The organism is Phenylobacterium parvum, from assembly GCF_003150835.1.
Classification (GTDB): domain Bacteria; phylum Pseudomonadota; class Alphaproteobacteria; order Caulobacterales; family Caulobacteraceae; genus Phenylobacterium; species Phenylobacterium parvum.
The window spans coordinates 940,582-953,305 of record NZ_CP029479.1; the positions used below are offsets into that span (position 1 = coordinate 940,582).

Sequence of the window (12,724 nt, forward strand, 5' to 3'; positions counted from 1 at the left end):
GCGGGATGCTCGACTGGAGGGAATGGTTCTCGGCGGGAAGCGGTATCGACCGCGTCCAAGGCTTCATTACCCCTCGATCCGTACGGGCGATACGAAGCATCCTGGAGCATCAGGACCGAGTGTCGGTTGGTGGATCGATCGCTGAGATCGGCACCTTCCGCGGGAAAACATTTATCGGCCTTGCTGCAGCCACTAGGGATGGAGAGAGGGTCGTCGGGATCGATATCTTTCCCGATGACGTCCAACAGTCTCTGATTAATTCAGCGAGAGAAGTTCTCAGTGAAGATCAGCTGAAACGAATTATCCTTGCCAAGAGAGATTCATCGAGCCTCGAATTCTTCGAGTGGGCAAGGTTAATGGGAGAAAAGGCTCGTTTTGTCCATGTAGATGGTAACCACACGAACCTAGCTGTACGATACGACATTATGCTTGCTGCGTCGCACATGGCTAAGGGGGGTGTCGTCCTTATCGATGATTTTCTACACGACTGGTATCCGGACGTGACAGAGGGGATCATCGAAGCGCTTAAAGTGATCCCGAATATCGCCCCTGTCGCAGTCATTCCCAGAAGCGGAAAACTCCTGAACGGTGGCACGAAGCTCTTGTGTGTCGAGCGAAGCGCGATCGAGGATTATAGAAATCTGATGATTTCTGAGTTTTCCGAGCTTAGGCCGCGCCGGATTATGCTGGCCGGTGCCACTGTAACGGCATTCATGAACGCCGATTGAGTCGCCGACAGACGTTCCTAGGCCCAGCCGGCCCACGGGGCCGGACCTGATTTCCTGACTTCATCGCCGCCCCGTGGGGCGGCGTCATCCCAATCGCGGGAGCCTTCACCATGCGTTTCATACTCGACCCGCCGCCAGGGCTGGCGGCGGATGACACTTCGTTTGCGGCGGCGGGGCGTTGGGCGGAGGGGTCCAATGTCCGGTTCTGGCGGGGGCGGCCCCAGGTGATCGGGGGGTGGGAGCGGTTGCACCCCGGGCGGCTGGACGGGCCCTGCCGGGGGCTTCTGGGCTGGAGCGACCTGTCGGGAGGGCTGATGCTGGCCTTTGGCGGGCCCTCGCGGCTGGAGGTCTGGCGCGGCGGGGAGCTGGCCGATGCGACGCCGCAGGGCCTGGCGCCCGGGGCGGCGGACGGCTCCGGCGGGCGGGGATACGGCACGGGCGCCTGGGGCGTCGGGGCCTGGTCGGAGCCCTCGGACGGGGAGCTGGCGCCGCGGACCTGGTCGCTGGCGGCCTGGGGCGAGACCCTGCTGGCGGCGCCGCGAGACGGGACCCTCTACCAGTGGTCGCCGGGACCGGGCGGGCGGGCGCGGCCCCTCGCGGGAGCGCCGGCGCGGATGAGCGCCATGCTGGTCTCGGCCACCGACCAGGTCTTCGCCCTGGGCTGCACCGAGGAGGTCTCGGGCCGGTTCAATCCCCTTTGCATCCGCCACGGAAGCGTGCGGCGGCTGGACCAGTGGACGACGGCGGCGGACACCACGGCGCGGGAATACGTGCTGCCGGGCGGCGGCCGGATCGTGGGCGGGCGGACCCTGGGGCCGCACCTGCTGGTCTGGACAACCCACGCCCTGTTCCTGGGGGTCTTCACCGGCAGTCCCGGCCAGCCCTGGCGGTTCGACCGGGTGGGGCAGGCCTGCGGCCTGATCGGCCCCAATGCGGCGACGGTGAGCGGGCAGACGGCCTTCTGGCTGGGGCCGGACCTGCAGGTCTGGCGCTATGCCCTGGGCGGGGCGCCAGAGTCACTGGGCTGCCCCCTGCGCACAGACCTGGCCGAGAACCTGGCGGCGGGGCAGGGGGACAAGGTGTTCGCCTCGACCCTGTCGGCCTTTTCCGAGGTGCGGTTCGACTATCCTGACCGGCGCGACGGTGCCGAGAACAGCCGTTGCCTGTTGCTGTCCCTGGCCGACGGGGCCTGGAGCCGGGGAGCGACGCCGCGGACGGCCATGATCGACGCCGGGCCCGCCGAGCATCCCGTGGCGACGGCGCCGGACGGCTCGATGTTCTGGTGCGAGCGGGGGGCGAGCGCGGACGGGGCGCCCTTCGCCTGGTTCCTGGAGAGCGCCGACCAGGTGCTGGACGAGGACCGCACGGCCCTGGTGCGCGGGGTCTGGCCGGACCTGGCCGGGCAGCAGGGGCCGGTGGTGCTGGAGGTCTCGGCCCGGCGCACGCCCCAGGGGCCCGAGCGGCGCGCACCGCCGGCCGCCCTGGCGCCGGGACAGGCGCGGACGGACCTGAGGCTGTCGGGACGGCTGTTCCGGGTGCGGCTGAGCGGCTTTTCCTCACCCACGGCGGGGCGGATCGGGAAGCTGGTCTTTGACCTTGCGCCGGCGGGGGGCCGGTGAGGGCGGAGGCTGAAGACCGGGAGGCCCTGGCCCTGGTGCTGGAGGCCCTGGCGACGGACGCCGGGCCGGCGGACCTGGCCGGGGCCCTGAGGACCGGGCGGGCGCGGATCTGGATGGGCGAGGGCGCCGTGCTGGCCACCGAGCTGGCGGACGAGCCCGAGGGGCCCTGCCTGCACGTCTGGCTGGCGGCGGGGCGGCTTGAGGCGGTGCTGGCCCTGAGGCCGGGCCTGGAGGCCTGGGCCCGGGGGGCCGGCTGCACGCGGATCACCCTGGACGGACGGAAGGGCTGGGCCCGGGTGCTGGCGCCCTTTGGCTACCGGCGGGCGGGAAACGAGATCGAGCGGAGACTGTGATGGGAAAGAAGAAGACCAAGACGAGTTCCACCGAGACGAGCCGGACGGTGACGACGCCGACCCGGCCGGACTGGGTGGACGCCCAGGCGAAGGGGCTGAACGACGCCCTGACGGACCTGGGGCGGGCGGACCCGGCGGCCTCTGTGGCGCCGCTCTCAGACCTGGAGCGGCGGGCGTCGGAGACGGCGGGCGGGCTGGGGGTCGGCGGCGGCTGGGGTTCGGGCTGGGGAAGCGGCGGGACGGACTGGGCCAACTGGGGTCGGGCGACCCCGGCGACCGGTCCGGCCCCGGCGGCGACGGCGCCTGACCTGTCCGGCGCGCGGCTGGAGGGGCGGGGCGAGGTTCCGCAGGCGGCCAGCGTGCTGGACAACCTGTCGGCCTACATGACCCCCTTCCGCGACCAGGTGCTGGCGGCGGCCATGGGCGACTACGACGCCGAGGCGGGACGCCGGCGCGCGGCCCAGGACCTGGAGATGGCGGGGCAGGGCGCCTTTGGCGGGTCGGGGGCGGCCCTGACGCGATCCCTGACCGAGGGCGAGCTGGCGCGGGGCCGCAACAGCCGGCTGGCGGGCCTGCTGGACCAGATGTTCGCGCAAGGGGCGAGCCTGTCGGCCGGGGATGCGGACCGGCGCCAGCAGGCCTCGACGGCAGCGGCCCAGCTGGGCCAGGCGCGGGAGATCGAGCAGGCCCAGCTGACCCAGGCCCGGGACATCGAGCGGGCGCGCCTGGCCCATGAGGGCGGGCTGGAGGCGGCGCGGCTGGCCCAGGCCGCCGAGGCGGGGCGGATGCAGGACGCCCTCGCCCGGGCCCAGCTGGGGCAGGAGGGCGAGCTGGCCCGCCAGCGCCTGGGCCTGGACGGGGCGGCCAGCCGCCGGGCCGACGCCGAGACCCAGGCGCGGATCGGGGCGCAGGTGCGGGCCGCCGAGCAGGCGCGGCTGTCGGCGTCCGAGCAGGCCCTGGCCCGGCGCATCGAGATGTTTTCGGGGCTTCCCCTGGGCCTGTTCCAGGGCAGCGTGACGGACAGCCAGGGCCAGAGGAACGGGACGGAGACGACCAGCGGGGCGACCCTGGGCGAGATCGCCCAGCTGGTGAACAGCCTGACCGGGTCGCCCCTGTCGCGGCTGTTCCAGAAGAAGGGACAGGCGTGATGGCGGAGACGGGAACCCTGGGCGAGGCCCAGCTCTTCGCCCTGAGGCAGATCAGCGACAACCTCGCGGCCCAGACCCGGCGGCTGGAAGGGCTGGGCGCCAAGGTGGACGACGTGCGCGAGCGGCTGGCCCGGCTGGAGGCGCAGGAGGCCGGCGTGCTGGTGGAGGCCGTGCGGCGCGAGCTGAAGTCGGCCCTGGCGCGTATCGACGCCCTGGAGGCCCAGCGCGACCGGGTGGCCGGGGCGGCGGCCTTCTGGACCTGGCTGGGGCGGCACGCGCCCTGGCTGGCGGCGGCCCTGGCGGCCTTTGGCGCGGGCCTGGTCTCGCGGGAGGCGGGACGATGAGCGGGGGCGGGCGCCCGCCGGTGGAGGTGACCTGGATCTGGCGGCGGGTCTTCACCTACCTGACCAGCCTGGCCAACGCCGGCCTGCTGGCGGCGGTGATCGCGAAGGTGAAGGACCCGCGGCACCTGGCGGCCCTGGGCCTGGCCCTGGTGGCGGCCAATGTGGTGCTGGCCACCCTCTACCTGGCCGGGGCGACCGTGACGGACTGGGCGCGGATCGCCGGGGCGGCCAGGGGGCTGCCGAAATCCGGGGAGGGCGGATCGTGATCCTCGCGAGCCTGAACGGGCTGAGGCTGGCGCTCGGCCTGGCGGCGGCCATGGTGCTGGCCCTCGCGGCGGGGCGGCTCTGGGAGGCGGGGCGACGGGCGGGGGCCGCGCCCCTGATCGCCGAGGCCGCCGCCCTGCGCGCCGAGGCGGCCCGCTCGGCCCTGGAGGCGGAGGGGGCGCGGGGCCAGCTGGCCCGGGCCGAGGCCGCCGCCCGCGCCTCCGCGCGGCTGGAAACCGAGACCCGGGCGCGGATCGACGCCCTCAACCGACTGGAGGACGCCGATGCGCCGCTGGATCCTGACCGCCTTCTTGAGCTTCGCCGGGCTGACCGGGGGCTGTGCGAGCCGCCCGGCGGCCCCGCCTGTCGCCCTGCCGCAGCTGACGCCCCCGCCGGCGGCGGAGGCGCCCTGCGAGGCCTACGTCCTGCCGCCGGACGCGACCCGGGCTGACCTTGACGAGGGCTATGTCCGCCGCGGCGCCCAGATCGCCGCCTGCGACGCCGCCCGGAGACTGGCCCTCGAGACCCTGAAGGCCGAGCACGCCCTGGAGGCGGAGACCCTCAGGCGGATGGGGCGGCGGCGGCGCTGAAGGCCGGGGCGGCGAGGTGGGCGAGGTAGTCGCGGACGTCGTCGGGCCAGGCGGCGGTCTCGCGCGAGAAGGTCGCGGGGTCGCCGGCGTAGAGGGCGCGGACGGCGGCTTCGGCGCCGGGGGCGTCTCCGGCCAGGGCCGAGAGGACGGCGCAGGCGGCGTCGGCGGCGCGGCGGCGGGCGGCTTCGGGGCTCTCCGGCGCGCGGGCGGCGGCCTCGACCAGGCGTCGAAGGGCGGCGGAGGCGCCGCCGGGCTGGGCGGACAGCCAGTCCCAGTGGCGGGGCAGGAGGGTGACCTCGCGGGCCGAGACGCCCAGGCGGGGCCGGCCGCGGCCGGCCTTGGCCGGAGTCGCGCCGGAAGGCGGCGCGAGGGGCTGGGCGGCGCCGGTCCTGTCGCTGAAGACCCGGGGCTCGACCGAGTCGCGGGTGAGGGCGGCCCAGGCGGCGGCGAGGACGGCTTCCGGCGCGCCCGAGGCGATGCGGCGGCCGTGGTGGAAGGCGGTGAAGGTGTCTTCAGTCATGGCCCGGGGATAGGCCGCGCCGGACGGAGAGTCAATAATACCCGGATAAAAAAGGTCGGAGGGGGTCAGCGGCGAGGGGGATTGACCCCCTCAGTCGGCTCCGCCGACAGCTCCCCCTTGGGGGAGCAATGGCTCTGAAATTCCTCCCCATCAGGGGGAGGTGGGCCGCGCAGCGGGTCGGAGGGGGTCTGCTGAGGGGCCGATGACCCCCTCACCGACCTTCGGTCGGAGCTCCCCCTTGGGGGAGCAATGGCTCTGTAATTCCTCCCCATCAGGGGGAGGTGGGCCGCGCAGCGGGCCGGAGGGGGTCTGCTGGGGGGCCGATGACCCCCTCACCGACCTTCGGTCGGAGCTCCCCCTTGGGGGAGCAATTGGCTGTGTAATTCCTCCCCATCAGGGGGAGGTGGGCCGCGCAGCGGGTCGGAGGGGGTCTACTGAGGGGCCGATGACCCCTTCACCGACCTTCGGTCGGAGCTCTCCCTTGGGGGAGCAATGGCTGTGTAATTCCTCCCCATCAGGGGGAGGTGGGCCGCGCAGCGGGCCGGAGGGGGTCTGCTGGGGGGCCGTCGAGATATTGCTCCGCCCCTGCGACAGGGGAGGGCCCCGGAGGGGAAGGGGAGGAACTGCGAAGGGAATGAATGGTGCCGCCGGGCAGGATTGAACTGCCGACCTCAGCCTTACCAAGGATGCGCTCTACCACTGAGCTACGGCGGCGAAAGGCGAGGCGCGGGCTATAGCCAAAGCCGCGCCGGACGGGAAGGGGAAAAACGAGGGCCGGCCGGGAGGGCCGGCTTGACCGGCGGGGGCGGGGACGGCATCCGGGGCGGGTGAAGACGCCCCCATCCCCTGAACCGACGGAGGCCGAACGGCGTGAGGCCCGGCGGGCCCAGGCCCTTCGGGTCAACCTGCGCCGTCGCAAGGCGCCGGCCCCGCCGCCGCCCGCCGATCCGGACGCGGCCGCCGATCCCCCTTGCGACTCCCGCCCGCCCGTCTAGAACCGGAGGGTGCGGCGGAGACGGATTGACGTGGCGAAGCAGCCCCCGAAGGCGAAGGCCCTGAAACTCCTGGCGCAGGACGCCGAGGACCTGGAGGTGGTGGCCGCCGCCCTGCAGGACGCCGTGCTGAAGATCGGCGACATCACCTGGGAGGCGAAGGCCCGGCGCCTGACCCTGCAGGTGAACCGCTATCGCTGGGGCGCCGAGGAGCCCGAACGGGTGCGCGCGGCGATCCAGGTGGGCTCGGTGCTGGGGGTGCAGGCCCGGCGCCTGCGGCGGGGCGCCTCCGAGGCGGTGGTCGAGATGCTGACCCTGGCCTTCGAACCGGGCGAGGCGCCGGGCGGGCGTCTGGTCTTCCGGTTCGCCGGCGACGCCGACCTGGCCGCCGAGGTGGAGTGCATCGACCTGGTGCTGGCCGACATCTCCGATCCCTGGGCGGCGAAGTCGGAACCCCGGCACGAGGACTGAGCCGACGACCGGATTTGCAGCGAGTGTGGCGCCGGCCCCATGGCCTCGCCGCCGCGCCGGGTCTAGATAGGCCCCATGCGCCGCTTCAACTTCCAGGACCCCGACTTCGACGCCCGCTTCGGCGCCTTCGCCGACGCCCGCCGGGACACGCCCGAGACGGTGGACGCCGCCGTGCGCGAGGTGCTGGAGGCGGTGCGGGCCCGTGGCCTGGAGGCGGTGCTGGACTACACCCGACGTTTCGACGGGGTGGAGCTGGACGCGGCGGGCCTGAAGGTCGGCGCCGACGAGATCGCCGAGGGCGCCGAAGCCTGCGCCCCGGAGGTGCGGGAGGCCATCGCCTTCGCCGCCCGCCGCATCGAGGCCTACCACACCCGCCAGAGGCCCGCCGACGCCCGGTTCACCGACGAGGCCGGCGTTGAGCTGGGCTGGCGCTGGACGCCGTTGGATTCCGTCGGGATCTATGTGCCCGGCGGTCGGGCGGCCTATCCCTCGACCGTGTTGATGAACGCCGTGCCGGCCCGCGCCGCCGGGGTGGGCCGGGTCGCCATGGTCACTCCGCCCGGTCGGCTGCAGCCTGCGGTGCTTGCGGCGGCCCAGGCGGCGGGGGTGAGCGAGATCTGGCGGGTGGGCGGGGCCCAGGCCGTAGCCGCCCTGGCGTATGGAGCCGGCCCCATCCGGCCCGTGGACAAGATCGTCGGGCCTGGCAACGCCTGGGTGACGGCGGCCAAGCGGCGGGTCTATGGCCAGGTGGGCATCGACGCCCTGGCCGGCCCTTCGGAGATCGTCGTGGTGGCCGACGCGGACAATGACCCCGCCTGGATCGCCGCGGACCTGCTCTCGCAGGCCGAGCATGACCCGGCGTCCCAGTCCATCCTGATCACGGATGACGTCGCCTTTGCTGACCGGGTGGTCGCCGAGGTGGAGGCCCAGCTGAAGACCCTGGCCACGGGCGAGACCGCCGGACGGTCCTGGGCCGACCACGGGGCGGTGATCCTGGCGCCGATGGACGCGGCCCCCGCCCTGGTCGACCGACTGGCGCCCGAGCACGTGGAGCTGGCCGTGGCCGATCCGGACGCCCTGTCGGCGAAGATCCGGCACGCCGGGGCCATCTTCCTGGGGCGGCACACGCCCGAGGCCCTGGGCGACTATGTGGCGGGCTCGAACCATGTCCTGCCCACCAGCCGGGCGGCGCGGTTCTCCTCGGGCCTGTCGCTCTATGATTTCCTGAAGCGCACCTCGCTGGTGAAGGCCGGCGAGGCGGGCTTCGCCGTCCTGGGTCCGCCCACCGTCGCCCTGGCCGAGGCCGAGGGCCTTCCCGCACACGCCCGCTCTGCCGCCCTGCGGCTGGGCCGGGACGGGTGACGGCGATGGTCGCCTCGGTCTAGGATCGGCGGGCAGCTTGCGAACCGGACATGGCCGAGCCTGACCGCACCCTCCAGCGCCTGCAGACCGTCGAGCTGGACCCGGAGTCCCTCGCGGCGGTCTCGCGCGACCAGGAGCAGGAGCGGAAGATCGCCATCTTCGACCTGCTGGAGCAGAACTATTTCGCTCCCGAGGGCGCGGCGGGCGGTCCCTACGACCTGAACATGGGCCTGATCGAGAACCGCCTCGTCCTGGACGTGACCGGGCCGGACTACCAGCGCCGGCACATCCTTTCTCTGTCGCCCTTCCGCGGCCTGATCCGCGACTACTTCATGATCTGCGAGAGTTATTACCAGGCCATCCGCCAGGCCACGCCATCGCAGATCGAGGCCCTCGACATGGGCCGGAGGGGCCTGCACAACGAAGCCAGCGAGCTGCTCCAGCGGCGGCTGGCGGGCAAGGTCGAGACCGACATGGACACGGCGCGCCGCCTCTTCACCCTGATCACCGCCCTGCACTGGAAGGGCTGAGAGGCCCCGCCTGCGCCTCGGCAGTCGACCTTGGCGGGCGAGTTAAGGTATAGACCCCTGCCTTCCGGCCCGGCCGCCCGCGATTCCGCGGGTCCGGCGCCGTTTTCGTCGACCCCAAGTCTGGAGCCTGCATGGCCAAGGAAGAACCCCTCGAGTTTCCGGGCACCGTCAGCGAGGTGCTGCCCAACGCCACCTTCCGCGTGAAGCTCGAGAACGATCACGAGATCATCGCCCACACCGCTGGAAAGATGCGCAAGAACCGCATCCGGGTGTCGGCCGGCGACAAGGTGCTCGTGGCCATGACCCCCTACGACCTCACCAAGGGGCGCATCACCTTCCGGGTCCGCTAGAGCGGCCATGCCGCCCCGGCTGGTCCTGGCGTCGGAGAGCCCGCGAAGGCGCGACCTCCTGGCCTCCATCGGCCTTTCGCCGGACCTCATCGCCCCCGCCGACATCGACGAGACCCCGCTGAGGGATGAAACTCCCCGACGGCTGGCCGCGCGCCTTTCGGCCGCCAAGGCCGAGGCTGTCTCCGCCCTCCATCCCGATGACTATGTCCTGGCCGCCGACACCGTGGTGTCGGTGGGACGCCGGATCCTGCCCAAGGCGGCGGACGCCGACGAGGTGGTCCAGTGCCTGAAGCTCCTGTCCGGCCGGGCGCACCGGGTCGTGACCGGGGTCAGCGTCCGCGGGCCCGGCGGCCGGCGGGGCGACCGCCTGGTGGAGACCCGCCTGAAGATGCGCCGCCTGTCCGAGGCGGACATCCGCGCCTATGCCGACAGCGGCGAAGGCGTGGGCAAGGCCGGCGGCTATGGGATCCAGGGACGGGCGGGGGCCTTCATCCTGTCGCTCAGCGGCTCCTGGCCCGCCGTGGTCGGCCTGCCGCTGCATGAGACGGAGACCCTGCTGAGGGGCCTCGGGTGGCGTAGGCCGTGAGCCAGCGCCGCGCCTACCTGGACATCGCCCCCGGAGAGGCGCGCGGCGTCGTCACCCTGGACGGGCGGCCCGAGCACCTGATCATCGTCCGCGATGATGACGACCCGAGGCAGGAGCCCGGCGCGCGGATCGCCGCCCGGGTCCGCAAGGTCGAGCCGGCCTTCGCCTCAGCCTTTGTCGACCTGGGCGAGGGCCTTGAGGGCCTGATGGACTATCCGCCCGACCGGCGGCCCGTGGAGGGCCAGATGCTGGAGGTCGAGGTGCGCGCCGCGCCACGTCCGGGCAAGCTGGCTGCCGTGCGCGGCGTCGGGCCGGCGGAGGCGCCGGTGCGGCTTCTGTCGCCGGCGCCAACCCTGGCGGACCGGCTGGCCGCCCTGGTGCGTGGCGGAGAGGTGGTGACCGGCCCGGAGGCCCGCCAGAAGGCGGATGCAGCCGAGGCCGCGGCCCTTTCGCCCCTGCACGTCCTGCCCGGCGGCGGCGTCCTGGCCATCGAGCCGACCCGCGCCCTGGTGGCGGTGGATGTCGACCTGGGGCCGCGAAAGGGACCCGATCCCAAGTCGGTCCTCCGCCAGCTGAACCTGACCGCCCTCTCCGAGACCGCGCGGCTCCTGCGCCTCAAGGGCCTGGGCGGGCTGGTGGTGATCGACCTTGCGGGGCGGGGGCATGACGGGACGGCCCTGCTGAACGCCGCCCGCGCCGCCTTCGCCGCAGACAATCCCGGCGTGGCCTTCGGGCCGGTCAGCCGGTTCGGGACCCTGGAGTTCACTGTACCCCGCCGGACCCGGGCCCTTGGCGAGGTCCTGCTGGCGTCGGGCGGCGACCCCACCGACCGGACCCTCGCCCAGAGGCTGGTGCGGGAGGCCGAGACCGCCGCCGAGGTGGAGACCGGCCGCAGGGTGCGGATCCAGGCCGCCCCGGCGCTCGCTCCCCTGGCCTGGCCCCTCGTCGACCGCCTCGCCGGGCGGATGGGCGCCCGGTTCGAATGCACGGTCGAGGCCGACTGGCCCCGGGACCGGTTTGAGATCAGCCTCCCCTGAGGGTTCCACCGTGACGACCGCCTGTCCCATCTGCAAGAAGCCCGCCGAGCCGAAGTTCCGGCCCTTCTGCTCCTCGCGCTGCGCCAATGTGGACCTTCAGCGCTGGCTGTCGGGGAGCTATGTCCTGCCGGGGGACGAACTGGACGATGAGGACCCCGGAAGGGACGCGGAAACCTAGGCCCGCCTCGCTGGACACGGCGCGGGGCCTCTTCTATAGAACCGCCTCCGACCCGCGAGGCGTCGCGCCTGGGTAGCTCAGTTGGTAGAGCAGCGGATTGAAAATCCGCGTGTCGCTGGTTCGATTCCGGCCCCAGGCACCACTTCCCTTCCCAGACGTTTTGTCAGGCCTCATCCGCCGCCAGGGCCCCGGCCCAGGCGCGCACCAGATGGTGGGCTTCGCCGGAACCAAAGACATAGCGGTCGGGCCGGACCAGTGCGGCGGAGACGCCTTCGCCGGCGAGCAGGACCGCGACCGCGGGGGCGAAATCGGCCAGGTGGGGCGAGTCCAGGGGCAGGTCGACCACATCCTCCGGCAGCCCTGCCGGCGCGGGCCCAGGCTGGCGGAAGAGCCAGGCGCCCCGGGGCAGGGCGTCATCCATCCGCCGTCCATCCTCCAGAACCGGCTGGGTGAGGGGCCAGCCGGCGGCGGGGGTTCCGGGCAGGATGCAGCCCTCGGTGATCGGGGGGTAGCCCGCCGGCCCTGCCGGGACGTTGCCGGCGGCGCGGTCGGCCAGCATGCGCCGGTCCCGCTCAGCGGCGGCCAGCGGATCGAGGATGCACACCGTGCGCCCCATCATGAGGGCCATGCCGATGATGGCCCGGACATTGGGCTCCCGCTCGGGCTGGTAGGTGTCCAGCAGGGCGTCGGGGGACTGGCCGCGCACCACCCGCCCCAGCTTCCAGGCCAGGTTGGCCGCGTCGCGCAGGCCCGAGCAGAGGCCCTGGCCGGCGAAGGGGGGCATCTGGTGGGCGGCGTCGCCGGCGAGGAGGAGCCGTTCCTGGCGCCACCGCTGGGCGACGAGGGCGTGGAAGCGATAGACCGCCGTGCGTTCGAGCCGCACGGCGCCCTCGACCTTCCAGGGCTTGAGGAGCTCGGCGACGAAGGCCGGGTCCTGGGCCTGCTCCGGCGTCTCGTCCGGGCGGAGCATGAACTCCCAGCGATGGCGGCCCTCGCCCATGAGGACGCAGGTCGTGGGCCGCGCCGGGTCGCAGATCTGGAGGTTCACTTCAGGCAGGCGGGCGGGATCGTCCACGAGGACGTCCACCACAAGCCAGGGCTCATCGAAGCCAAGGTCATCAAGGGAAAAGCCGCCCAGGCTGCGCACCGTGCTGCGGGCGCCGTCGCAGCCCACGACCCAGCCTGCGTGTACGCGGCGCGGGCCGTCGGGGGTCTCGAGGTCCGCCAGGACCCCATCCGGGGTTTCGGTGAGGGCGGCCAGGGTCCAATGGCTTCGAAGCTCGACCGGTCCCGCCGAGGCGAGCTGGCCCCGCAGGTAGCTCTCCAGCGAGGGCTGGTGGATCATCATCCCCGAGGGCCAGCCCATGCGGGTGCGGCCCATGACCGAGGGAAAAGACATCAGGACCTCGCCCTTCGCCGTCAGAAAGTCGTAGCGGCTCGAGGTGCGGGAGGTTGCGGCCACGGCGTCGGCGACGCCCAGGCCCTGCAGGAGGCGGATGACCTCGTCGTCGATGTGGGCGGCCCGGGGCAGGGGATAGAGGCCCGGCTCGCGCTCGGCGATGACCGTGCGGACGCCTTCCTTGCCCAGCAGGAGGCCGAGGGCGACCCCGACTGGCCCCCCGCCGACGACCAGGACGTCGCAACGTTCCACC

At 73.0% G+C, this 12,724-nt stretch carries 16 protein-coding genes and 2 tRNA genes; 15 read left to right on the plus strand and 3 right to left on the minus strand.

Features of this window, described 5'->3' with window-relative positions:
• Positions 1–5 precede the first annotated feature (5 nt).
• From HYN04_RS04490 to HYN04_RS13415, 7 genes are all read left to right on the plus strand, one after another.
• Positions 6–728, plus strand: a complete 723-nt coding sequence (locus HYN04_RS04490; RefSeq protein WP_110449650.1) for a class I SAM-dependent methyltransferase — start codon at positions 6–8, stop codon at positions 726–728.
• Between the two features lie 110 nt (positions 729–838).
• Entirely contained in the window at positions 839–2,347 is a 1,509-nt protein-coding gene (locus HYN04_RS04495) for a hypothetical protein (protein WP_162599539.1), read from the plus strand.
• Complete coding sequence (locus HYN04_RS04500; RefSeq protein ID WP_110449652.1) at positions 2,344–2,700, plus strand: hypothetical protein; 357 nt, start codon at positions 2,344–2,346, stop codon at positions 2,698–2,700. The genes HYN04_RS04495 and HYN04_RS04500 overlap by 4 nt, the downstream gene beginning before the upstream one ends.
• A complete protein-coding gene (locus tag HYN04_RS04505; protein WP_110449653.1) occupies positions 2,700–3,848 on the plus strand; it encodes a hypothetical protein in 1,149 nt (382 codons plus the stop codon). Before HYN04_RS04500 ends, HYN04_RS04505 begins: the two co-directional genes overlap by 1 nt.
• Complete coding sequence (locus HYN04_RS04510) at positions 3,848–4,192, plus strand: hypothetical protein (protein ID WP_110449654.1); 345 nt, start codon at positions 3,848–3,850, stop codon at positions 4,190–4,192. The genes HYN04_RS04505 and HYN04_RS04510 overlap by 1 nt, the downstream gene beginning before the upstream one ends.
• On the plus strand, positions 4,189–4,458 hold the full coding sequence (locus tag HYN04_RS13410) for a hypothetical protein (RefSeq protein WP_162599540.1): 270 nt from the start codon (positions 4,189–4,191) through the stop codon (positions 4,456–4,458). The genes HYN04_RS04510 and HYN04_RS13410 overlap by 4 nt, the downstream gene beginning before the upstream one ends.
• The gene (locus HYN04_RS13415) at positions 4,455–4,907 is read left to right on the plus strand and encodes a hypothetical protein (RefSeq protein ID WP_162599541.1); all 453 of its coding nucleotides are present in this window, start codon (positions 4,455–4,457) and stop codon (positions 4,905–4,907) included. Before HYN04_RS13410 ends, HYN04_RS13415 begins: the two co-directional genes overlap by 4 nt.
• A 110-nt stretch (positions 4,908–5,017) precedes the next feature.
• Here the strand turns inward: HYN04_RS13415 and HYN04_RS04525 are convergent, their stop codons facing one another.
• Positions 5,018–5,566, minus strand: a complete 549-nt coding sequence (locus HYN04_RS04525; protein WP_110449657.1) for a DUF2239 family protein — start codon at positions 5,564–5,566, stop codon at positions 5,018–5,020.
• A gap of 639 nt (positions 5,567–6,205) precedes the next feature.
• Positions 6,206–6,280 (minus strand) — tRNA-Thr (locus HYN04_RS04530).
• Positions 6,281–6,591: 311 nt separating this feature from the next.
• Here HYN04_RS04530 and HYN04_RS04535 point away from each other — a divergent pair.
• From HYN04_RS04535 to HYN04_RS04570, 8 genes are all read left to right on the plus strand, one after another.
• On the plus strand, positions 6,592–7,029 hold the full coding sequence (locus HYN04_RS04535) for a DUF2948 family protein (RefSeq protein ID WP_110449658.1): 438 nt from the start codon (positions 6,592–6,594) through the stop codon (positions 7,027–7,029).
• A 75-nt stretch (positions 7,030–7,104) separates the two neighbouring features.
• Positions 7,105–8,391, plus strand: a complete 1,287-nt coding sequence (hisD, locus tag HYN04_RS04540) for a histidinol dehydrogenase (RefSeq protein ID WP_110449659.1) — start codon at positions 7,105–7,107, stop codon at positions 8,389–8,391.
• A 50-nt stretch (positions 8,392–8,441) separates the two neighbouring features.
• Positions 8,442–8,921, plus strand: a complete 480-nt coding sequence (locus HYN04_RS04545) for a UPF0262 family protein (RefSeq protein ID WP_110449660.1) — start codon at positions 8,442–8,444, stop codon at positions 8,919–8,921.
• 131 nt (positions 8,922–9,052) lie between these two features.
• Positions 9,053–9,271 carry a translation initiation factor IF-1 gene (gene infA, locus HYN04_RS04550; RefSeq protein WP_110449661.1) on the plus strand — a complete coding sequence of 73 codons (219 nt, stop codon included), beginning with the start codon at positions 9,053–9,055 and terminating at the stop codon, positions 9,269–9,271.
• Between the two features lie 7 nt (positions 9,272–9,278).
• A complete protein-coding gene (locus HYN04_RS04555; RefSeq protein WP_110449662.1) occupies positions 9,279–9,857 on the plus strand; it encodes a Maf family protein in 579 nt (192 codons plus the stop codon).
• Complete coding sequence (locus tag HYN04_RS04560) at positions 9,854–10,894, plus strand: ribonuclease E/G (protein ID WP_110449663.1); 1,041 nt, start codon at positions 9,854–9,856, stop codon at positions 10,892–10,894. Before HYN04_RS04555 ends, HYN04_RS04560 begins: the two co-directional genes overlap by 4 nt.
• Positions 10,895–10,904: 10 nt before the next feature.
• Entirely contained in the window at positions 10,905–11,072 is a 168-nt protein-coding gene (locus HYN04_RS04565; protein ID WP_110449664.1) for a DNA gyrase inhibitor YacG, read from the plus strand.
• Positions 11,073–11,138: 66 nt separating this feature from the next.
• Positions 11,139–11,214: transfer RNA gene (locus HYN04_RS04570), tRNA-Phe, on the plus strand.
• Between the two features lie 21 nt (positions 11,215–11,235).
• On the opposite strand, the gene HYN04_RS04575 is transcribed toward HYN04_RS04570, so the two are convergent.
• On the minus strand, positions 11,236–12,723 hold the full coding sequence (locus HYN04_RS04575) for a bifunctional 3-(3-hydroxy-phenyl)propionate/3-hydroxycinnamic acid hydroxylase (protein ID WP_241962711.1): 1,488 nt from the start codon (positions 12,721–12,723) through the stop codon (positions 11,236–11,238).
• Position 12,724 lies beyond the last annotated feature (1 nt).

Coding starts and splice junctions, on each gene's coding strand:
- HYN04_RS04490 (WP_110449650.1), top strand. CDS start 6: ATGCTCGACTGGAGGGAATGGTTCTCGGCGGGAAGCGGTATCGACCGC.
- HYN04_RS04495 (WP_162599539.1), top strand. CDS start 839: ATGCGTTTCATACTCGACCCGCCGCCAGGGCTGGCGGCGGATGACACT.
- HYN04_RS04505 (WP_110449653.1), top strand. CDS start 2,700: ATGGGAAAGAAGAAGACCAAGACGAGTTCCACCGAGACGAGCCGGACG.
- HYN04_RS04510 (WP_110449654.1), top strand. CDS start 3,848: ATGGCGGAGACGGGAACCCTGGGCGAGGCCCAGCTCTTCGCCCTGAGG.
- HYN04_RS13410 (WP_162599540.1), top strand. CDS start 4,189: ATGAGCGGGGGCGGGCGCCCGCCGGTGGAGGTGACCTGGATCTGGCGG.
- HYN04_RS04525 (WP_110449657.1), bottom strand. CDS start 5,566: ATGACTGAAGACACCTTCACCGCCTTCCACCACGGCCGCCGCATCGCC.
- hisD (WP_110449659.1), top strand. CDS start 7,105: ATGCGCCGCTTCAACTTCCAGGACCCCGACTTCGACGCCCGCTTCGGC.
- HYN04_RS04545 (WP_110449660.1), top strand. CDS start 8,442: ATGGCCGAGCCTGACCGCACCCTCCAGCGCCTGCAGACCGTCGAGCTG.
- infA (WP_110449661.1), top strand. CDS start 9,053: ATGGCCAAGGAAGAACCCCTCGAGTTTCCGGGCACCGTCAGCGAGGTG.
- HYN04_RS04555 (WP_110449662.1), top strand. CDS start 9,279: ATGCCGCCCCGGCTGGTCCTGGCGTCGGAGAGCCCGCGAAGGCGCGAC.